The 20,553-nt window shown below is 58.1% G+C and carries 17 protein-coding genes; 8 read left to right on the top strand and 9 right to left on the bottom strand.

From position 1 onward, the window contains the following. The first annotated feature begins 165 nt into the window (after positions 1-165). Positions 166-648, top strand: coding sequence for a pantetheine-phosphate adenylyltransferase (gene coaD, locus QPM17_RS07960; protein ID WP_285390120.1), 483 nt, complete (start codon positions 166-168; stop codon positions 646-648). A gap of 48 nt (positions 649-696) precedes the next feature. Here the strand turns inward: coaD and QPM17_RS07955 are convergent, their stop codons facing one another. The 5 genes from QPM17_RS07955 to QPM17_RS07935 form a co-directional block, all read right to left on the bottom strand. Beyond that, on the bottom strand, positions 697-1,995 hold the full coding sequence (locus QPM17_RS07955) for a DUF945 family protein (protein WP_285390119.1): 1,299 nt from the start codon (positions 1,993-1,995) through the stop codon (positions 697-699). Positions 1,996-2,050: 55 nt separating this feature from the next. Further along, on the bottom strand, positions 2,051-4,192 hold the full coding sequence (gene ppk1 / locus QPM17_RS07950; protein WP_285390118.1) for a polyphosphate kinase 1: 2,142 nt from the start codon (positions 4,190-4,192) through the stop codon (positions 2,051-2,053). A gap of 59 nt (positions 4,193-4,251) precedes the next feature. Further along, entirely contained in the window at positions 4,252-5,259 is a 1,008-nt protein-coding gene (hemB, locus tag QPM17_RS07945) for a porphobilinogen synthase (protein ID WP_422732743.1), read from the bottom strand. Positions 5,260-5,417: 158 nt separating this feature from the next. Then, positions 5,418-6,446: a lipase secretion chaperone gene (locus QPM17_RS07940; protein ID WP_285390116.1), complete on the bottom strand. Its 1,029-nt coding sequence runs from the start codon at positions 6,444-6,446 to the stop codon at positions 5,418-5,420. A gap of 183 nt (positions 6,447-6,629) precedes the next feature. Next, complete coding sequence (locus QPM17_RS07935) at positions 6,630-6,851, bottom strand: hypothetical protein (RefSeq protein ID WP_285390115.1); 222 nt, start codon at positions 6,849-6,851, stop codon at positions 6,630-6,632. 269 nt (positions 6,852-7,120) lie between these two features. On the opposite strand from QPM17_RS07935, the gene QPM17_RS07930 reads away from it, so the two are divergent. The 4 genes from QPM17_RS07930 to panP all read left to right on the top strand — a co-directional run bounded on the left by QPM17_RS07930 (position 7,121) and on the right by panP (position 11,803). Next, a complete protein-coding gene (locus tag QPM17_RS07930) occupies positions 7,121-7,753 on the top strand; it encodes a TetR/AcrR family transcriptional regulator (protein WP_285390114.1) in 633 nt (210 codons plus the stop codon). A gap of 2 nt (positions 7,754-7,755) precedes the next feature. Next, positions 7,756-9,459: an isovaleryl-CoA dehydrogenase gene (locus QPM17_RS07925; RefSeq protein ID WP_285390113.1), complete on the top strand. Its 1,704-nt coding sequence runs from the start codon at positions 7,756-7,758 to the stop codon at positions 9,457-9,459. A gap of 199 nt (positions 9,460-9,658) precedes the next feature. After that, positions 9,659-10,000 carry a DUF503 domain-containing protein gene (locus QPM17_RS07920; protein WP_285390112.1) on the top strand — a complete coding sequence of 114 codons (342 nt, stop codon included), beginning with the start codon at positions 9,659-9,661 and terminating at the stop codon, positions 9,998-10,000. A gap of 126 nt (positions 10,001-10,126) precedes the next feature. Next, the gene (gene panP / locus QPM17_RS07915; RefSeq protein ID WP_285390111.1) at positions 10,127-11,803 is read left to right on the top strand and encodes a pyridoxal-dependent aspartate 1-decarboxylase PanP; all 1,677 of its coding nucleotides are present in this window, start codon (positions 10,127-10,129) and stop codon (positions 11,801-11,803) included. Between the two features lie 226 nt (positions 11,804-12,029). On the opposite strand, the gene QPM17_RS07910 is transcribed toward panP, so the two are convergent. Together QPM17_RS07910 and QPM17_RS07905 are read right to left on the bottom strand one after the other, a co-directional pair. Next, positions 12,030-12,296: a hypothetical protein gene (locus QPM17_RS07910; RefSeq protein ID WP_150990625.1), complete on the bottom strand. Its 267-nt coding sequence runs from the start codon at positions 12,294-12,296 to the stop codon at positions 12,030-12,032. Positions 12,297-12,401: 105 nt separating this feature from the next. Continuing rightward, positions 12,402-13,961 (bottom strand): inorganic phosphate transporter, encoded by a 1,560-nt coding sequence (locus QPM17_RS07905; RefSeq protein ID WP_285390110.1) that lies wholly within the window; start codon positions 13,959-13,961, stop codon positions 12,402-12,404. Between the two features lie 205 nt (positions 13,962-14,166). Here QPM17_RS07905 and QPM17_RS07900 point away from each other — a divergent pair, with 205 nt between their 5' ends. The 3 genes from QPM17_RS07900 to QPM17_RS07890 are packed head-to-tail and all read left to right on the top strand — an operon-like array spanning position 14,167 to position 18,395. Continuing rightward, positions 14,167-15,273, top strand: coding sequence for a GGDEF domain-containing protein (locus QPM17_RS07900; RefSeq protein ID WP_285390109.1), 1,107 nt, complete (start codon positions 14,167-14,169; stop codon positions 15,271-15,273). A 55-nt stretch (positions 15,274-15,328) separates the two neighbouring features. Continuing rightward, complete coding sequence (locus QPM17_RS07895) at positions 15,329-15,781, top strand: flavodoxin (RefSeq protein WP_285390108.1); 453 nt, start codon at positions 15,329-15,331, stop codon at positions 15,779-15,781. Positions 15,782-15,821: 40 nt separating this feature from the next. Further along, the gene (locus QPM17_RS07890; RefSeq protein ID WP_340366303.1) at positions 15,822-18,395 is read left to right on the top strand and encodes an EAL domain-containing protein; all 2,574 of its coding nucleotides are present in this window, start codon (positions 15,822-15,824) and stop codon (positions 18,393-18,395) included. A 39-nt stretch (positions 18,396-18,434) separates the two neighbouring features. Here QPM17_RS07890 and tesB read toward each other — a convergent pair whose 3' ends face one another. Beyond that, positions 18,435-19,292, bottom strand: coding sequence for an acyl-CoA thioesterase II (tesB, locus tag QPM17_RS07885; protein ID WP_285390107.1), 858 nt, complete (start codon positions 19,290-19,292; stop codon positions 18,435-18,437). Between the two features lie 80 nt (positions 19,293-19,372). Further along, positions 19,373-20,527, bottom strand: coding sequence for an NAD(P)/FAD-dependent oxidoreductase (locus tag QPM17_RS07880; RefSeq protein WP_285390106.1), 1,155 nt, complete (start codon positions 20,525-20,527; stop codon positions 19,373-19,375). Between the last annotated feature and the right edge of the window lie 26 nt (positions 20,528-20,553).

Here is a 20,553-nt window from a genome sequence, read left to right as displayed (position 1 = left end):
ATGGATGGCTTCACTCAAGCGCACAGGGACGTGCTTGTAGCGTATCCTGGAAAGCCGTCATCGTATGGCACCGCCCCAAGGTTGCAGGCTTGAAGGAAGGCCCGAACATTTTGGTTCAAGAAGAAGGCTGCTATCCTGTCCGCTTCCGGTGAAAAGGAGCTCCGAATGCCAAAAGTCATCTACCCGGGTACATTTGACCCGATCACCAATGGCCACACCGACCTCATCGAACGCGCAGGCCGCCTCTTCGACGAAGTCGTCGTCGCCATCGCCTACAACCCCAAGAAATCCCCACTGCTGTCCCTGGAAGAACGCTGTGAGCTGGTCGCCCAGGCCACTGCACACTTGCCCAACGTCAGCGTTACCGGCTTCAGCAACCTGCTGGCAGACTTCGTACGGGACCAGGGAGCCACCGTCATTCTTCGCGGCCTCAGAGCCGTGTCCGACTTCGAATACGAATTCCAGCTAGCCGACATGAACCGTCGTCTGGCACCGGAAGTGGAAAGCGTGTTCCTGACACCGGCCAACCACCTCTCCTACATCTCCTCCACCCTGATCCGGGAAATCGCCTCACTGGGCGGGGATGTATCGGAATTTGTCGATCCGGCCGTAGAAGCCGCACTCAAGCAAAAATTCGGCAAGAAATAGCAGCGAGCAGGCATGCTGCCCATAGACGGGCAGCCCCCCACCAGAAGATCAGAACAGAGGCGGCAACGGAATCAGGTTGCCGTTGACATCCAGGGCAAGGTCTTCAAGGGTGCCCTGCACCCGCAGGCGGTCTCCCTCCTGCTCCACCATACCCTGCTTGATCAGCGGCGCCACCTGCATACCAAGCTCCGGATGCTGTTCCACCAGGGCCAACGGCATGCTCACCTCCAGATTGCCGGACAGCCGCTGCATGACCATCATCATCTGATCTCTCTCCTCGTCAGATAGCGACGGGTGCTGCACCATTATCTCACCATTCACTGGCCCATAAGGTGTCGCAAAAGACAGCTCTGGAAAACCAAACGAAAAACCTTCCGCTGCCAGGCCAAGCATGGCCTCATTAATGCGGCTCATGGACTCCATCTGCTGCTGCATCACGGCGCGGGAATCTCCCGCCTTACTGTTGAGAGCAGCAACCTGCATGTCCGTCAGGGCCGATGTCAGGTCATTCCAGCTCTCCACGTCCAGACCATTAAACACGAATGCCATGCGGTGGGGGCCGAAGCTCTCGTCGTCTGCCGTCATCTTCTCCAGGGTAACGACGGCTTCCGAATCGATACTCTTACCGTCATCACCAGTGGTAGTTTCACTTTTTATGGCGAACTGGTCGAAGCGGAGAGCAGGCTCATGCCGGGATGCCACCTCGAGGCGACTGAGCGACATGTCGCCGTTGCCAAGCCAGACTTCGCCGGTCAGGTGTTCAAGGGTCTGTTCAAGACGGAAGTCCTCAATGCTTATGCGCAGATCCGGCGCCCGGATCACGGCACCAGGCCATAGCATGAGAATATCCGCTTGGGAACCATTGCCACTGATGTCGGCGCGGGCGTAACTCTCTGACATATCGAAGGACTCCCCCGTCTCTTCGTCGATAAGGCTTACGGCAGGGACAGTGAACTCAAAAATAGCCGTACCCCAGAGCCGGGTTTCCAGCGTCAGTTTGGGCTTTTCATCCGGGAAAATCCTGTCCAGTTGGGAGCCAAGCTCACCGGGCGGGGAAAAATCCATCAGACTGCCGGTGACCCCGTGGCTCACCCTGGCCTGATAGTCGAATTCGTGTTCTTCCCCGGTCTCAGGGTCCTGGACAATGATGGTGCCGGAAAACTCGGCCCCCATGTAGCCCCGGTTGTAGTCCCGCGTTTCCAACTGAAATAGCGGCTGGGACTGGTTCACTTCCGTGGTCACACTCTGCCACTGCTGCTCGGTCACATAGCCCACGGCCCAGGGGGCGAATACACCAACCGCCAGTACTGCCGCACCGGCAACCATCCACTGTTTTTTCAACTGCATATTCTCCATGATAGCGCCCCACCGTCGGCACAACTGGCAAAAAGCGACGAGGAAACTATGATTTTCCAGTCAGGCGTTCAAGCAAGACCAGTTGCGAGGCGAAGCGCTCCTCACCCTCCGCCGGCTGATTCTGGATATAGCTGCCATCCGGCTGCAAGATCCAGGACTGGCAATTGTCAGCCAGGTAGGTATCCAGATCTTCACGCATACGCGCGATCAGGGCCGGGTCTTCAATTGGAAAGGCTGTTTCCACCCTGCTCAGCAGGTTGCGTTCCATGCCGTCAGCGCTGGAGCCATACACCTCCGGCCGACCGTTGTTGCCGAAATAGTAAACCCGCGTATGCTCCAGAAACCGCCCGATGATGGACCTTACCCGGATATTGTCCGACAGCCCGGGCACCTCGGGTCGCAAGCAACAGATACCACGGATGATCAGGTCAATTTTCACACCGGCCCGGGAGGCCCGGTAGAGAGCCTTGATCAGCTCACGCTCGGTCAGGGCGTTGAACTTGAGAATGATGCGCCCCTTGTCTCCCAGTTCCGCTTCTCTGTCCACAAGCCCCAGCAAACGGCTATGCAGGGTAAAAGGAGAGTGGAACAGCTTCTTGATCTTCAGTGCCTTGCCCATTCCCGTGAGCTGCTGGAACAGTTTGTTGACGTCGTCACCAATGGACTCATCACAGGTCATAAAACTGTAATCAGTGTACAGGCGAGCATTACCGGCGTGGTAATTACCCGTGCCCAGATGCACGTAGCGGCGCAGCTTTCCTTCCTCCCGCCGCACAATCAGGATCATCTTGGCGTGAGTCTTGTAGCCCACCACGCCATAAACCACGATAACCCCGGCCTCCTGCAGGCGGCTGGCCAATTCAAGGTTCTCCGCTTCGCTGAAACGGGCCCTCAGCTCAATGATGGCGGTGACCTCCTTGCCACGACGGGCCGCATCCATCAACGCTTCCACAATTTCCGAGTCGGCGCCGGTGCGGTAAAGTGTCTGGCGGATGGCCAGGACCTGGGGATCCTTGGCGGCCTGACGCAACAGATCAACCACCGGGCTGAAGTTTTCGTAGGGATGCAACAGCAGCAGCGGGCGCTTGCGAATGGCATCGAACATGGTCTCTTTCGTACGGATCTGGCGCGGGATTGAAGGCGAGAACCCCGAATAGGTCAGGTCCTGACGATCTACCAGTCCGCCTACCGCCATCAGACGGGTGAGGTTAACCGGACCATGCACCTGATACAGATCCCGATCAGTGAGCCCGAATTCACGGAGCAGGAAGTGGACCAGCTCCTCCGGGCAGTTATCCGCCACCTCCAGCCGCACACCATCACCAAAGCGCCGGCTTAGCAGTTCTCCACGCAGGGCCGATGCAAGGTCCTCGAGGTCGTCTTCCAGCTCGAGGTCGGCATTGCGGGTCAGACGGAACTGGTAGCAGCCCTTCACCTCCATCCCCGGGAACAGCTCGTCTGTATGGGCGTGAATCATTGACGACAGGAACACCAGGTTATCACCACCATTACAGACATCGTCCGGCAGGCGCACCAGTCGCGGCAACGAGCGCGGCGCTGGCACAATGGCCATGCCGGTTTCCCGACCAAAAGCGTCTTTGCCGTCCAGCTCGACAATGAAGTTCAGGCTTTTGTTCACCAGCCGTGGAAAAGGGTGTGACGGGTCAAGACCGATCGGGCTGACCACCGGCAGGATTTCCTCGTCGAAGTAGCGACGTACCCAGTCTGCCTGGGCCTGCGTCCACTCACGGCGCCGGACAAAGTGAATATTCTCCTGCTCCATCTCGGGAATCAGTACATTGTTAAGAATGTCGTACTGTTCCCGGATGTACTCGTGGGCCACCCGACTGATCTCACCCAGCACCTGCTCCGGCATCATGCCGTCAGAGCCCAGCGTTTCCCGTCCGTACTTGATCTGCTGTCGCAGGCCGGCCACACGGATCTCAAAAAACTCGTCCATGTTGCTGCTGAAAATGCAGCAGAACATCAACCGGTTGATCAGTGGATGCGTGGTATCCAGGGCCTGCTTGAGCACACGGTAGTTGAACTGCAGCTGACTCAACTCACGATTGAAATAGTTTTCCTGGGCTGCCACATCAACGTCGGTACCAGGCGCCGGTACTTCCACCGGAGCTGGCACATTCTGGGTATCGACAGCCTTCAGGTTGTTTGCGGATTCGGTACTCATTGCTTACTGCTTCCATTGTCAGGGTGCCGGTACAGCGCCCTGGTTGTGGCTATGGCCTGTCAGGTACTGCGGCTGCGCATCAGCCGCGCAGCCCTGACGGCAAAGTAGGTCAGGATGGCATCGGCGCCGGCGCGGCGCATGGCCATCAGGCTTTCCATCATCACCGCGTCGCCATCAAGCCAGCCATTCTCCGCGGCCGCCATATGCATGGCATATTCACCGCTGACCTGATAAACAAACGTGGGCACCTGCAGTTCCTGCTTGACCCGGTAGACGATATCCAGATAAGGCATGCCGGGCTTGATCATCACCATGTCAGCGCCTTCAGCAATATCCATGGCCACTTCCTGCAGGGCCTCATCGCTATTGGCCGGATCCATCTGGTAAGTCGCCTTGTTACCCTTACCCAGATTGCCAGCCGATCCGACCGCATCCCGAAAAGGCCCATAATAGCTGGATGCATACTTTGCAGAATAGGCCAGAATCCTCGTATTCACATACCCGGCGGACTCCAGGGCTTCCCGGATGGCGGACACACGGCCGTCCATCATGTCGGAAGGGGCCACAATATCAGCACCGGCATCCGCATGGGACAACGCCTGGTTCACCAGCGCTTCCACGGTCACATCGTTCAGGACGTAGCCGTCATTGTCGATGATACCGTCCTGGCCATGGGTGGTGAACGGATCCAGCGCCACATCTGTAATAACCCCCAGGTCCGGGCAGGCATCCTTGAGTGCCCGCACCGCCCGCTGCGCCAGGCCATCCGAGTCCCAGGCCCCTGAGCCGGACAGATTCTTGTGCTCCGCCGGTACAACAGGAAACAGTGCAACTGCCGGAATACCCAGATCCACCAGCTCCCTGGCCTGTTCAACCAGCAGATCAATGCTGAGACGCTCAACACCAGGCATGGAAGGCACCGGCTCCCGCTGGCCCTCACCTTCCAGCACGAACACTGGAAAAATCAGGTTATCGGCACTGAGCTGATTCTCCCGAACCAGCCTTCGGGAAAAACTGTCAACCCGGTTGCGACGCAGACGGGTAGCCGGGAAAACGCGGTTTGACATAAAGCTCACGGGGCACCTCCTGTGGGAATTGGGGCAGCGAACAGGACAGGATTCGTCCCACCGCCGTCAGCACCCCATCATACACGCCCGCAAGCAACGGGGGCAGGGCCTGCCGCTGATCCGGTGGTTCAGGCTACCACCACGAGATGACGACACTGTTACCGGATAGAGTCGAGGGCTTCCGCCCGCAGCTTTTCCGCACCCTCGAAATACTCATCCCTGAGCAGATCGATGGCGGCCTCACGCTCAGGCCCCACAAGCCCCAGATCTTCCAGCTCCGCCAGTTCCTGACTGTAGGCCTGCCACCTGTTTTCCCAGGCCCGCTGCTCGGCTTCCACTTTTTCCAGCTGCCGCGCGCCTTCTTCCCCAAAGCGTTTCTCACGCCAGGCCCGCAGCGCCTCTGGGTCATCAGCAAATTCTGAACGGGCCTGCTGGTAGTCACTGAACTTGCGTGTTTCCCGGCGCGCCTCGCGTACCGGCGCCGGCAATGCCTGCTCGGCACGCGCCAGCGACTGCTGCCGCTCCTCATCAGACAGGGAGGGGTCAGTTCTGATACGTAATTTCTCGACCTGGAACTGGTCCAGGGCTTCATCGTTGGCAAAAAAGGCATTGGCGGTCCGGGCATCCATCCAGGTACGTCGCAACGCACGGATTTCCTCCATGCGTCGCTGCATTTCCCCGGCATCAAGACTTACAGCATTGCCATAGGAAGCCTCCAGTTCGCCCAGCGCCAGCTTGTAATCCAGGTAGTCTCCCAGTATGGCCATAGCGTCAGAGCGAGCCGGCTCTTCAAGCTGCTCAAGCACTTGCTGTATGCGCGCAACCAGTTGGGGCAGCGTCTCTTCCCCCAAAGCAGCGAGATAATACTCGAACAGCTGTCGTAACTGCGGAGTGGGAACAAGGGAACCATGACTATCTGTTCTGGCCCAGCCATCAGGTGGGGTGGTTCCCGCCAGTGACGCCGGCAACCCCTCCGGTACCGCGACGCTGGCTTTTCCCACCAACGCTGAGGGTGCCTGCCCCACTTTTGCCAGGTCCTGCTCTGGCACCACCCCGACCGACGTGTGACTCGTGGCAGCGTCACCGGACGGTCCTGCCGGCTCATCACCCAGGAGGATAACCGTACCAGCAAAAACACCTGCCATGACAAGGAGGGCCACTGTTGCGTATCGAAGGATTCCTTTCATGAATAAAGCCTGTTTACGGGTCAAATGTGGCGCAAGTAACGGTCATGAGAGACAGAACGGGCTATCCTGCCTCAGGACAGCATAGAGGAATGCGGAACAGGACTGTGAGACCGGCGTCAAAACAACCGTAAAACGACGATGGCAGAAAGCCCGCAACCCCCGTAGGGGCTGCGGTCTGAAACCTCAGAGAGAGCGATTGTTGAAACCAACATCCACTTTACGGGAGGAATCCGAACAGAATGACGTATCAACTTCCTGAATTTTGCCACCCTGGCTCAGAAACGATTCGATATCCTGCTGAAGCTGGGCACGAATGCGCGCACGTCCGGCAATCGAATGCGTATCTTCACGATCATGTGTCCAGCTACCGGAATGCTCCAGATTGCTTTCGTCGAATTCACTCATGATTTTCTCCATCAACGAAAACAGCACAATGAGCGCACCAAGCCTGTTCAAGCGGGCCGCTCCATCTCGGCGGGTGAGCCTTCCATCCCGCCTTGGCGTCTTTATAATCCGCTTTCGGTTGCAACGCTATTTCCACACAACACCTTTTTTGTAATTTTTTGTAATCTCTTCCATGGCACTGTTTAAAAAGAAAAATATCAAGCAGACTGTGCATGCCAACTGATTGACACAAAGAATGAATAATGATTCACTGCTTATAAGGAACCCGCATGGCATACCGGGAAACAGAAAAAATGCGCAAACGCAAGGCAGAAGCCCGCGAGCGCATCATCCAATGTACCTATGAATGCGTGGCAGACAGCGGCTTCCGCAGCGCTCAGATAACCCGAATTGCAGCCAGTGCCGGCGTTGCTACGGGAACAATCTATCGGCACTTTGAGTCCAAAGAACACCTGTTTGCAGAGATCTTCAGAATCGCCACGCAGCGGGAAGTGGATAAGGTTGCCGAAGCACTCTGCACAGCCGGTAACGCAGTTATCCGGCTGGAGACAGCCCTTCGCCAGTTTGCAGACAGGGCCCTGAGAGGCCCGGTTATGGCCTGGTCACTGATCGCCGAGCCGGTGGACCCGAAGGTTGAAGAAGAACGCCTGAAGTTCCGGCGCGCTTATGCCCGGTTATTCGAACAGGCCATCCGTGAAGGAATCGGAGAGGGCAGCCTCCCGGACCAGGATGCCAGACAAAGCAGTACCTGCCTTGTAGGTGCTATTGCCGAAAGCCTGGTGGGGCCTCTGTCCCCTGCACAGGCAGGCACCGCAGAACAGGCGCAGACCAACGACCATGACCCGCTGGTCGACTCCATCATTTGCTTTTGCATGCAGGGGTTGACTGGCACCAGGAGGTAGACATGAACGCCCGCCAGCCCCTGCAACAGAACGCAGCTCAGCCCTCCGGTGACGACCGTTATCTGGCCGTAACCCACGAGGTTTTTAACCAGCCCCCGGCCCTGGAGGACTACAACCTGTTTGAACAGGACCGGGCCCTGCAGGAAGCGGTAAACCGGGAAGGCGCAACGGGGGCAACGGACGACCTCAAGCAGTTCGGCGCCCTGGCCGGCGCTGCGGAAACCATTGAACTGGGGTTCCGCGCCAACGAGAATAAACCGGCATTCAACACCCACGACCGTTTCGGTCACCGGATTGATCAGGTGGACTTCCACCCTGCCTACCACCAGCTCATGGCCACCGCCATGGAAAACGGCCTTCACAGCAGCCCCTGGGCCAACCCCGGAAAGGGCGCTCATGTTGCGAGGGCCGCCAAGTACTACATGCATTCCCAGGTGGAGGCAGCCCATTGCTGCCCCATTACCATGACCTTTGCTGCGGTCCCGTCGATCCGCAAACAGCCGGAACTGGCCGCCATCTGGGAAGACAAGATCCTCGCCAACAGTTACGACCCGCGCAACGTGCCGGACAGCGAAAAACAGTCCGTCACCATCGGTATGGCGATGACCGAAAAACAGGGAGGCAGTGACGTTCGGGCCAACACCACCCGCGCCTATGCGATTGGTGCCGAAGGCCCTGGCCAGGCCTACGAGCTCGTGGGCCACAAGTGGTTTGTGTCGGCCCCCATGTGCGACGCCTTCCTGGTACTGGCCCAGACCAAAAGCGGTCTTTCCTGCTTCCTGATGCCACGGTGGCGTCCGGACGGCAGCAAGAATCCCTGGCAGGTCCAGCGCCTGAAAAACAAGATGGGCAACATCGCCAACGCCTCCAGCGAAGCCGAACTGCGGGGAGCCCTGTCCTGGATGGTCGGCGAAGAGGGCCGTGGCGTACCCACCATCATTGAAATGGTCGCCATGACCCGGTTCGACTGCATGATCGGAAGCTCTGCCGGCATGCGACAGGCCCTGGCCCAGGCCAGCCACCACTGCCACCATCGCAGCGCCTTCGGCAACCGCCTCAGCGAACAGCCTCTGATGCAGAACGTACTGGCCGATCTCGCCCTGGAAAGCGAAGCCGCACTGGCCTATACCATGCGCATCGCCCGCTCCCTGGACAACCAGCACCTGGAACACGAACGTCTGCTGGCACGACTGGCCACCCCCGTGGGCAAATACTGGATCTGCAAGCGCACACCCAACCATGCCTACGAAGCCATGGAGTGCATCGGCGGCAGCGGCGTGATGGAAGACTGCATCATGCCTCGCCTACTGCGCGAGTCACCGGTCAACGCCATCTGGGAAGGCAGCGGCAACGTCCAGTGCCTGGACACCCTGCGCGCCCTGCACAAAGAACCGGACACCCTCGACGCCTTCTTCAGTGAAGCCGCCGAAGCCCGCGGCAGCGATGCCCGCTTCGACCGTTTCCTGGCGCAGCTGCAGAACGACTTCGCCGACATCAGCGACTTCGAATACCGCGCCCGCAACCTGGTGGACCGGCTGGCCCTGCTGATGCAGGCCTCCCTGCTGATCCGAAACTCCGACCCGGCGGTGGCCGACGCCTTCTGCGCGTCACGGCTGGAATACAACGGCGGCCTGAACTACGGCAACCTGCCCTCAGGCACCAACCCGGCGGCCATTATCAAACGGGCAACGCCTGTAGTAGGCTAGAGAAGAATCACCAGACGACACAAATCGGCTGGCGAAGCGGACTCCACCTGAAAGGTTCGCGAACCGGTGGGGGAGGCCTTTCCAAAACTGTGCGGAGCCATGGATGGCGGAGCCCAAGCGCCCCAGGGATGGGCCGAAGGAGCGTGTTTTGGAAAGGCCTCCCCCATCGGTTCCAGCACCAAAAGCCGGAAGCATAAAGATGTCTGAAGCACTGAGAAAACTCCTGAACCAGGGCACCCCCCAGCAGCCAGTCATCACCCCGCACGTGGGCATCCTGACCCTGCACTTCCAGCTCTACGCCTGCGAAGACCTCAAAGCCAAACGCAAAGCCTTCACCGCCATGAAAGCCGTCTGGGGCAAAGAACCCGACCTGGCCGTCGCCGAGACCGCCGACCAGGATGCCCTGGACTGCGCCACCTGGACCATCGCCGCCCTCGGTGAAAGTTCCCAGCAGATATCCCAGCGCCTGGACCAGGTCGAAAAAGCCATACAGGAACGCGTTGACGCTGCCATACTGGACGTACACCGGGAGATACTTTGACCCTCCCACCAGGCAGGGGCCATGCTGTAGCGTATGGTTTCACGACACCGTATACTACGCCCCCTCAGGGAGAACGGAACGCCCGGGACAGGCTTTGCGAATGACCACTGATAGTGTGTGGCACCTATGACCGGAAAGAAAAAATCCGCCCAGGCCTCAGTCGAGGCGATGTACCGTGTGTTCACTGTGCCCGAGGCACCTGAATCCACCCTGAGTCGGATTGACCAGAACATATCCCGTAACCTTGCCGGATTCCTCCAGGAACACATTGTTGCGGTCGAAAGGGATCTTTCCGAAGTCGAGAAAGACTTCTCGGACTATGCCATCCCCGAAAAGCCCATATTCGTATCAGAACAGGCCCAGTTCCTGCTCGACAAGCTGGTGGCAAATTCAGTACACACCGCCTCGCCAAGCTTTATCGGCCACATGACATCGGCACTGCCCTATTTCATGCTGCCGCTGTCCAAGATCATGATTGCCCTCAACCAGAACCTGGTCAAAACCGAAACCTCCAAGGCCTTCACCCCCATGGAGCGCCAGGTGCTGGGCATGATCCACCGGCTGGTCTACGAACAGGACGGCGCCTTCTACCGCAAGTGGATGCACGACCCCCGCCATGCCCTGGGTGCCATGTGTTCAGGCGGCACCGTCGCCAATCTGACGGCACTCTGGGTGGCGCGCAACAACGCTTTTCCCGCCGAGGGCAGCTTCCGCGGCATTCACCAGGAAGGTCTGTTCCGCGCCCTGCGTTACTACGGCTGCGAAGGCGCCGCCATACTGGTCTCCCGTCGTGGTCACTATTCTCTGCGCAAAGCCGCCGATGTGCTGGGCCTTGGCCGGGATTTCCTGGTGCCGGTCGACACCGATGACGACAATCGCATCAATACCGACGCACTCAGGGAGAAGTGCCTTGAACTGCATCGCCAGAAGATCCGGGTCATGGCCATTTGCGGCATCGCCGGCACCACCGAAACGGGTAACGTCGACCCACTGGACGCCATGGCAGACATTGCCCGGGAATTCGGCGCCCACTTCCACGTGGACGCGGCATGGGGCGGGCCAACACTGTTCTCCCGCACACACCGGCACCTGATGAGGGGCATCGAAAAGGCAGACTCGGTCACCTTCGATGCCCACAAGCAACTCTATGTACCCATGGGCGTGGGACTTGTGGTATTCCGGGATCCGAGCCTGGCAAGCGCTGTTGAGCATCACGCCCAGTACATCATCCGTAAGGGCTCCCGTGACCTGGGCAGCACCACACTGGAAGGCTCCAGGCCGGGTATGTCCATGCTGATCCAGTCAGGGCTGAGAATCCTTGCGCGGGAGGGGTACGAAATACTTATCGACCAGGGCATCGACAAGGCGAAAACCTTCGCGGAAATGATCAATGCAGAGCCGGATTTCGAACTGATCACCAGGCCCGAGCTCAACATTCTCACTTACCGTTATTGTCCGGAAAAGGTGCAGCAAGCACTCTCTGTGGCTGACTCCCTGCAGGTCGAACGGCTGAACACCTCCCTGAACCGAATCACCAAGTTTCTGCAGAAAACCCAGCGTGAACGGGGCAAGGCATTCGTCTCCCGGACGCGACTGGAGCCGGCACGCTACTTCAACTTCCCCTGCATCGTTTTCAGGGTAGTGTTGGCCAATCCGTTGACCACAAAAGAAATCCTGGCAGACATATTGAAAGAGCAGCGGGAACTATCAGCGGAAGAAGGGATTCAGGACGAAATCAAAATTCTGGATCAGATGGCAGATGCGGTACTGAAACTGCATCAGACTGGCGCTCAGCAGGCCTGAATCAGCTTGCTCTGTCAGAAACTGCCAGGGGTGGGGACACTTATTCACTCTTCCAAAATACGCGCGGCGGGCTGCACGGACTTGCCGTGAACGGGGCGGAACAGGCTTCAGAAACCGTGCGGAGCCATGGATGGCGGAGCCGAGCGTACAGGGACGTATTCACAGCGTGTTTCTGAAGCCTGTTCCGCCCCGTTCACCCACTCCGCTTTAACCAAAGCCAAATGACTCAGTAAAGCGCCTCTTCGTCATCGAGCACTTCGTCCAGAATCTCTAAAAACATATGGTCCGCCCGACTCCAGCTTTCCGGAATCCGGATCGTGGTGTTGGCACTGATTTCCCGGGCAATCAGCTCATTGGCATTGGGCTGGTTACGGTATTTGCGGGCGATTTCCACCGACTTCACGGCAATCGTCGGGTCGCTGAGAACCTTCTTGATAAACACCCTGAGCTCGTCAATGACTTTTGCCTGACGGCTTTCCTCTGCTGAACTCATGAATCAATCCCCGGACAGGTTGGCAATATTTTGGGAGGCAGACACCTCCCGTATCCCGAATAGTATGGGCCAAAAAGGCATCTGACAACCAGCGCAGGCAATCCCTTACAGCAACAGCCCCCTCAACGTGAAGAACAGGATTGCCGCCATGCAGGCGGACACCGGAACGGTGATAATCCAGGCGGCAACGATGCGGGTCAGATGGGAACGCTTGACCATCTCCTCGCGGTAGATCTTCTTCAGGCGCTTGCGCTCTTTCTTGGACAGGGGTACCTGCTTCTTTTTCTTGGCCTGCTGAAGCAGATTTTCCATTTCCTCGACAGAGGCGTTGCGGAAATCCTCCAGGAACGGCCGCAGGCGTTCGCGCTCGTCCTCTTCATGGCTGTCCATGATGTTGTGAAGCTGGGTGGCGTAGTTGGACTTCAGATATTCCCTCAGAAAACCCACACCAAACACACCACCAACAGCAATATGGGTAGAGCTCACCGGCAGGCCCAACTGTGACGCTATGATAACCGTCAGTGCCGCTGACAGGGCAATGCAGAAAGCCCGGGTCTTGTCCAGCTCAGTGATTTCGCTGCCAACCGTTTTGATCAGCCTTGGACCGAACAGCATCAAGCCCACTGCCAGCCCCAGCGCACCCACCAGCATGACCCACAGGGGGATGCTGGCCGCGGTTACCACGGCCCCCGCGGACAGTGCATCGTTAATAGCAGCCAGCGGACCAATGGCGTTGGCAACGTCGTTGGCACCGTGGGCAAAGCTGAGCAGCGCCGCAGCAAAGATCATGGGCCAGACGAAGAGATCGTTCACACCGGCGGAGCTGTTTTCCATGGTGGCAGCGCGTCGGCCAACCAGGGTTCTCATGGCGATAAAGACGACGATGGCCAGCACCAGACCAACCAGAGAGGCTCCCAGGAAATCGACACTGATAATCTTCTTGACGCCCTTGACCATCAGGTAAGTACCGAAAGCCCAGGCCATAATGGCCACGAGCCAGGGGACAAAAGTTCTCGCTGCAGAGACCACATTCTGTCGGTAAAGTACCGTTTTCTTGATGGCAAACAGGAACAGGGCCGCCAGCACGCCCCCCATTACCGGAGAGATCACCCAACTGGCGACAATCTTGCTCATCACGGCCCAGTCGGCAATACCCCAGCCGCCAGCAGCAATACCGGCACCCAGGACACCGCCAACAATGGAATGGGTTGTGGAAACCGGCGCACCCATCCAGGTAGCCAGGTTAAGCCACAGGGCACCAGCAAGCAGGGCCGCTGTCATCAGCCATACAAAGGTGCTCACATCCTCCAGGCGCTCAGCGGCAATGATGCCTCCCTTGATGGTGGACACCACGTCACCACCGGCGATGATGGCGCCGGCCGCCTCGAAAATGGCGGCAATAACAACCGCACCCCCCAGTGACAGGGCACCGGAACCCACGGCGGGGCCGACATTGTTCGCCACGTCGTTGGCACCGATATTGATGGCCATATAGCCACCAATCACTGCCGCTACCATTAACAGCATACTGTTGGGCATGCCGCTACTGATCTGTCCCACCGCAAGGAAGATACAAAGCAGAAATAGAAAGCTTATGCCTACGCGGTAGCGCTCGGTGGAGGGGCTGGTAAGGAGGGTATCAAGGAATCCGTTTTTGCCGGCCATAACACATCAGGTCTCGCAACAGGGGAACACGGGAAGCTCAAAGTCAGATTTTTCAACGCGGCAACTATAAAATTTTTGACATCGAAATGAAACAAAACCGTCATAATTGCGAATGCTTGACCGACTTCGCTTTACGAACCGCCATGTTTGACTAATCTGACGCATAGCTGTGCTGCCCAGGCACAACACCAACGAAAAGAGTGCCATGACCCGACTTCCGGACCCCAGCCAGAAAACCGCCGACGAGAGTGAGGAGGAACGCGTTTCCCGACTGCTGACCGGGCTCTCCGCCATGGCTATTCTCTTCCTGGTCGGCATTGGAGCCAAGGCCTGGTTCGTCGCCCACACCACCCATGCAGGAGCTCTCTGGTTCTTTGCGGCACTGGTGGCCATCAACATGCTCGTTTTCGCCCGGAACGGTAATCGCCAACAGCAGAAAGTGGGCATGATCGCCATCGTTGGGCTACTGTTCGGATACCTGATCATTACCGGTGGCGAGAGCAACACCGGCCCGCTCTGGTTTTATGTGTTCCCACCCCTGCTGTTCTATCTAACCGATCTCAAAACGGGAACAGCAGTACTGCTGTTCTGCTACCTGCTGGCGGCGGTGGTGTTCCAGTTTCCGGAATTGCCACTGGTAACCGCTGAATACACCACCGACTTCAAGATTCGCTTCTTCGCCACGCTGACCTTTGAATCCATTTTCTGTTTTGTTCTTGAAGCAAGCCGGCTGAAGGCCCGGAATGAGCTGATGAATCTGGCCCAGGCTCACGAACATGCCGCCCGGACCGATGACCTCACGGGACTCTCCAACCGCCGGGACATGCAACACCGTCTCGGCGAGGAGTATTCCCGCTACCAGCGTTCGGGCCATCACTTCTCCATTGCCCTGATAGATCTGGACCTGTTCAAGAGGATCAACGACGAATACGGCCATGACGCCGGAGATGAAGTTCTCAGGCGTTTCTCGGAACTCATGCAGGCGGTGATTCGCCAGACCGATATAGCAGCGCGCTGGGGAGGCGAGGAATTCCTGATCCTGCTGCCCGACACGTCCCTGCTTCAGGCGCTTACCCTTGCTGAGCGCCTTCGGTCTGAGGTGGCCAACACTGAGTTCATCTTTGCAGGACAGCGCCTGCCCGTAACCATCAGCGCCGGCATCTGTTCCATCGCCAAGGCCGGCTCGGTGGATGAGCTGCTGAAGCAGGCAGATATCCACCTCTACAACGCCAAGGAAGACGGTCGAGACCGTATCGCACCACGGGTACGTACCACCACCAAAGGACAGGCGTCTCCCAGGACCAGCGCTTGAGGCACAGCGCCCTACTCGCTATGATCGTCCCGCAATTCACTGAACAGGACGAGTTATGGCCACAATCCGGATTCTGGTTGGCAGTGTCTATGGAGGCGCCCTGCTGACAGCGCGTTCACTGAAGAAAAGCCTGGAACAGGACGGGCACCAGATCATCGTCCTGGAGAATCCGGAACTGGAGGACATTACAGGCAACAATGACCCGGTATTAATCTGCACGTCCACCACGGGCCAGGGCGAGATTCCGCCCAACCTGCTGCCGTTCTACCTGAGGCTCCGCGATGAACTTCCCCAGCAACCGGAACGACCTTTTGGCGTAATCGTACTGGGTGACAGCTCCTACGGGGACACGTTCTGCGGCGCCGGCGATCTGATGGAAGAAGCCTTTTATGAAACCTCGGCAAGAAAGGTCGGTGAGACTTTCCGGATTGACGCCCTGGAAACCACCGAACCGGAACTGGAAGCCGAGCCCTGGGTTCGTCAGTGGGTTGAGCATCTGACCGGTTGAAGCCATACTGAAATGGACAACCTAACAAGATTGGTATTACGTGCGCCATATTGCTCAGATTTTCGCCCTGACCGGCGTATTGATCATAATGGCTTTCGGAACCCAGGCAGGCCCGTCACAATCCGGGTTTGCAGAGCCGGACATGGACTACATCCGGGTGGCCCCTTCAGAAGAGTTGGATCTCAGGGAAGCGCTTGCTTCCGATAGTTGGCAGCCACTGGAAAGCGAAAGTCCGAACTTCGGCTACATCCGCGATACCGTGTGGCTCCGTATTCCTGCATCCGCCATATCGGCGATACCCGGCAACCGGCAGGTACTTGAAATCCGGTACCCGCAGCTTGACCGGATTACCTTCTATCTTCTTGAAGACGGCGTCGTCCGGCAGCGCACCCTGACCGGCGATCATTTCCCGTTTGAAGACCGCCCGATACAGCACCGCAACTTCCTGTTTGCCTACGACACCAATCCCGGCAGCCAATACCAGATACTATTGAAAGTGCAGAGCCAGGGGGCCATGCAGGTGCCCGTCCGGCTCTGGGAGCCCGCCGCCTTTTTTGAGTCTGCCTCGGTCGAGGATCAGATGCACGCCATTTACTACGGCATCCTGATCATGGTGATTTTTTTCAACCTGTTCGTTTTCCTTGCCCTACGCGAACGCATGTATCTGCTGTATGTGCTGTCCACCATGGGGTACCTGTTACTGATCGGCACCCTGAACGGCAGCACCTACCAGTTGCTGTGGCCGGGGCTTCCCTGGCTACACAACCAGGCGATGATGCTGACGGTACCGGGCGCACTCGTCTTCACCCTGCTTTTCTCACGTGCTTTCCTCAACCTGAAATCCACCAGCCCGAAAATGGACAGGCTGGTCTGGTACACAGTGCTCATCAACCTGGTGGTCGTCGTGGTCACGTTTGTTACTGACTACAGTATTGCCAGCCGACTCACCGTTGCCCTTGCCATACCCAGCTGTCTTCTGCTGACGGTGATCGGGCCCCTGCAGTGGATCCGGGGAAACCCCCAGGCCAGCTATTACACCATTGCATGGGGCTTACTGACACTGGGCAGCGCCGTCACTGCAGCCAACAAGTACGGGCTGATTCCCACCAATTTTGTTACCGCCTATGGCATGGAAATCGGCTCCGCACTTGAAGCCATTCTGCTGACCATTGCCCTTGCCGCCAGGCTTTATGAAGAGCGGGAAGACAAGGTGCGCGCGAGGGAAGCGGAAATTGCCGCCATGGCCGCAAGGCGATCTGCAGAACTGAGACTGATTGACCAGGCTCTTCACAATCCGCTGACCGGCTTGCCCAATCGGACCTGTCTGGAAATGATGATCAATGAACTGATCACCAGGGAACCCGACAAACGGTTTTCGATTTCCGTGATCCATCTCACCAATCTTCCAGCAATCACCAAAACCCTGGGACACCGCAACACCGACCTCCTGATTGAGCTGGCAGCCCGACGATTCAACAGTATCGTGGGGGACCTGCCCGGCATCTGTCCGGTTGAGACCACTGAACAACAATCGTTCTATCTCGCTTCTCTGGAATCGTCCACCTTTGGCTTCGTGGTCGAGGCCGACGTATTGGCCGAGGTCCCGCGCGCGATCATCCACGCCCTTGAGGAAATTCGCGAGCCTCTGGATTACCTGGGCATGCAGCTGCCGCTGGATCCCCGCACCGGCACCGCCATATACCCCGACCACGCCACTGAGGCCAACACATTGATCCGCAGGGCCTACATCGCCCAGGGGTCGGAAGATGCACGGGATCGAGGACTGGCTTACTACCAGTCATCGCGGGACTCCTACAGTGCTGACCGTCTGACGCTCGTTTCAGAGCTGAAGCACGCACTGAAAAACGACGAACTTGCTCTCTACCTGCAGCCGAAAATGTCGCTCAAGACCAGAGCAGTGGTGGGACTGGAGGCCCTGATACGCTGGCCGGATCGCAAAAGGCCCGTTTCCGCAGATGAGATCATCGCACTCGCAGAACAGACCGGACTGATCAAACCACTGACCCGCTGGGTACTGGAGCAGTCGCTGGCCGTGAGAAGCCGCCTGCTGGAAAGGGGACACATCCTCAACGTGTCGGTTAATATCTCACCCAACAACCTGCGGGAGCGTGACTTTCCCGTGTTCGTTCAACGCCTGATGAACAGTTACCATTCCCATCATGGGGCCATTACACTGGAGGTTACCGAAACCTCAATGATGCAGGACCCGGTCAATTCCCTGCGCGCACTCAGATCTCTGCACGCCACCGGTATTCCCCTGTCGATAGATGACTTTGGGTCCGGCTACTCATCGCTGTCGTATATCAAGCAACTGCCTGCCAGCGAAATCAAGATTGACCGCTCGCTGATAACCGACCTGGCCTCCGAGGTCGGTGACCAGGTGATTGTCAAAACCACCATCGACATGTGCCACAGCCTCGGCTACAGCGTTGTCGCCGAGGGTGTGGAAACGCAAGAAACACTGGAGCTGCTTGATGAGATGGGCTGCGATATGGTTCAGGGGTACTTTCTGACCCCACCCCTCCCTGTCGGGGAAATGACCTTGTGGCTCGACGAACAGGCACAGCAGGAGGAAAACCGGCAGCTGGGCTAGCGTCCAGACGGGTTACCAGTCAGTCAGCCGGGCGAGACACTAGCCCCGGTGGCGAATCAGTGCTTCCTGGGTTGTTGATGCCACAAGCCTTCCCTTCTGGTCGAAAAAGTTACCACGATTGAAGCCACGCCCGCCGGAGGCGCTGGGGCTGTCCTTGTCGTAGAGCAACCATTCATCCATTCGGAACTCGCGATGAAACCAGATGGAGTGATCCAGGCTCGCAACCTGCATCTTCTTGCTCATGAAGGTCACGCCATGGGGGTTCAGGGAGGTACCCAGGAATGAAAAATCGGAGGCGTAGGTCAGCAGGCACCGGTGCAGCACCGGGTCATCCGGCAGGTGGCCTTGTGTGCGGAACCAGCTCTGCTTGTAGGGTGGGCGGGGTTCGGGCTTCAGCGGATTGACCGGATTGACGGGCCGGATTTCAATGGGGCGATCCCGGGTCAGAATGCCCCGGAGATGCTCCGGCACATGAGGTGCCAGCAACTCACCATACTCTTGCTCGGATTTGAGACCCTCAGGGTCAGGTGCCGCTGGCATATCCAACTGATGCTCAAAGCCCTCCTCAGCAACCTGGAACGACATGGAACCGGTCAGGATTTCCTTTCCGTCCTGGCGGGCAATTACCCGACGCACGGAAAAACTGCCGCCATCCCGCACCCGCTGGACTTCGTAGTCTATTGGCATGCTCTGGTTGCCGGGACGCAGAAAATAGGTATGCAGCGAATGGGGCAGGCGCCCTTCGACTGTGCGGCTGGCAGCCATCAGCGCCTGACCCAGGACCTGGCCGCCAAACACATTGGGAAAGCCAAGATCTTCACTATCACCCTGAAAGTGATCATCACCAATCGGGGAAAGATCCAGCAGATCCACCAGCTTTCTGGTTACTTCAAGCATGCCAGCTCCTGTCAATTTCGTTAGCTCACGAATGAGTTTCTACCGCAAGCCGGGGATTTTCGCAATCCCGGTGCCGCCGATTAACTGTGAATGGGCGGCACTTCCTTTGACAGGGCCTGTTTTTCCACCGCATAACGACCGGTCAGTGCAAAACCCAGAACTTCGCCGGATGCACCCTTGAACAAAGCGCGGACATCCTGTCCCTCCGCCTCCACCTCCCAGTTGCCCCGGGCATCAGACGGTGGTGGACAGACAGCTGTCGGGCAGCAGGGGGTCTTGACCATCACCGGCATGGTGCCGTACTTCACTTCGGTGCGCTCACCCACCAGGGTTTTTGCCAGCGCACGGGCGGAGGCCATCAGGGGCAGGACATACAGCAACACATGGCCATCGACTTCCGCACAATCGCCCAGGGCATAGATGTCAGGCGCGGATGTTTCCAGCGCACGATTCACCACAATTCCCCGGTTGGTCGCAAGGCCGGCCGCAGCGGCGAGCTCTGTACGGGGGCGCAAACCCACTGCGGAAATCACCAGGTCAGCGTCCAGCTGTTCGCCATTGGCCAGGGTCAGGGTTACACCATTGCCCTTTGCGGCGATGTGTTCCACCACGGTCTCCAGGTGGAAACGGACACCCAGCCCCTCAAGACCACTTCGCACGGCCTCTGCAGCGGGCCGGGGCAACAGTCCCGGCATCAGGGTTTCGGAAGGGGCAACGACGTCCACCTCATAGTCACCATTGCGCAGGTCATTGGCAAACTCACAGCCAATCAGACCTGCCCCCATAATCGCCACCCGTTTTCTGCCCTGAAGAGCCTCGCGGAAAGCACGGTAATCCATCAGATCATTGATGGAGAAAACGTGCTCCTGTCCGTCTCCTTCAATGGACAGGCGGATAACGTCCGCACCCCAGGCCAGCACCAGCTTGCTGTAACCCAGCCGCTCATCCCCGAGGACCAGCTCATGCGCGTCCGGATCAATTCCAGTGACCGTGGTGTAGGTGCGCAGCTCCAGATTCAGCTGCTCCACCATGGCGTCCGGTGATGCCTGGGCCAGGCCGTCGGCTTCCTTGCCCTTGGTAAAACCGGTAGAGAGCATTGGCTTGGAATAGCTGAATCCATCGTCCGCCGTGATCATGATGATCGGCGTCTCATTGTCCTGCTTACGGATCTCTTTCGCCAGGGTATACCCCGACAACCCGGTTCCCACAATCACGATGGGCGCTGCTGTGCTCATTGCCTGCTCTCCGAATCAGTTATCCG

The organism is Marinobacter azerbaijanicus (assembly GCF_030250645.1).
Lineage (GTDB): Bacteria > Pseudomonadota > Gammaproteobacteria > Pseudomonadales > Oleiphilaceae > Marinobacter > Marinobacter azerbaijanicus.
This window is presented reverse-complemented; position numbering and strand designations above follow the sequence as displayed.

Excerpts from the sequence above, each read along its gene's own strand:
- coaD (WP_285390120.1), top strand. The coding sequence starts at position 166 with ATGCCAAAAGTCATCTACCCGGGTACATTTGACCCGATCACCAATGGC.
- QPM17_RS07955 (WP_285390119.1), bottom strand. The coding sequence starts at position 1,995 with ATGCAGTTGAAAAAACAGTGGATGGTTGCCGGTGCGGCAGTACTGGCG.
- ppk1 (WP_285390118.1), bottom strand. The coding sequence starts at position 4,192 with ATGAGTACCGAATCCGCAAACAACCTGAAGGCTGTCGATACCCAGAAT.
- hemB (WP_422732743.1), bottom strand. The coding sequence starts at position 5,259 with ATGTCAAACCGCGTTTTCCCGGCTACCCGTCTGCGTCGCAACCGGGTT.
- QPM17_RS07940 (WP_285390116.1), bottom strand. The coding sequence starts at position 6,446 with ATGAAAGGAATCCTTCGATACGCAACAGTGGCCCTCCTTGTCATGGCA.
- QPM17_RS07935 (WP_285390115.1), bottom strand. The coding sequence starts at position 6,851 with ATGAGTGAATTCGACGAAAGCAATCTGGAGCATTCCGGTAGCTGGACA.
- QPM17_RS07930 (WP_285390114.1), top strand. The coding sequence starts at position 7,121 with ATGGCATACCGGGAAACAGAAAAAATGCGCAAACGCAAGGCAGAAGCC.
- QPM17_RS07925 (WP_285390113.1), top strand. The coding sequence starts at position 7,756 with ATGAACGCCCGCCAGCCCCTGCAACAGAACGCAGCTCAGCCCTCCGGT.
- QPM17_RS07920 (WP_285390112.1), top strand. The coding sequence starts at position 9,659 with ATGTCTGAAGCACTGAGAAAACTCCTGAACCAGGGCACCCCCCAGCAG.
- panP (WP_285390111.1), top strand. The coding sequence starts at position 10,127 with ATGACCGGAAAGAAAAAATCCGCCCAGGCCTCAGTCGAGGCGATGTAC.
- QPM17_RS07910 (WP_150990625.1), bottom strand. The coding sequence starts at position 12,296 with ATGAGTTCAGCAGAGGAAAGCCGTCAGGCAAAAGTCATTGACGAGCTC.
- QPM17_RS07905 (WP_285390110.1), bottom strand. The coding sequence starts at position 13,961 with ATGGCCGGCAAAAACGGATTCCTTGATACCCTCCTTACCAGCCCCTCC.
- QPM17_RS07900 (WP_285390109.1), top strand. The coding sequence starts at position 14,167 with ATGACCCGACTTCCGGACCCCAGCCAGAAAACCGCCGACGAGAGTGAG.
- QPM17_RS07895 (WP_285390108.1), top strand. The coding sequence starts at position 15,329 with ATGGCCACAATCCGGATTCTGGTTGGCAGTGTCTATGGAGGCGCCCTG.
- tesB (WP_285390107.1), bottom strand. The coding sequence starts at position 19,292 with ATGCTTGAAGTAACCAGAAAGCTGGTGGATCTGCTGGATCTTTCCCCG.
- QPM17_RS07880 (WP_285390106.1), bottom strand. The coding sequence starts at position 20,527 with ATGAGCACAGCAGCGCCCATCGTGATTGTGGGAACCGGGTTGTCGGGG.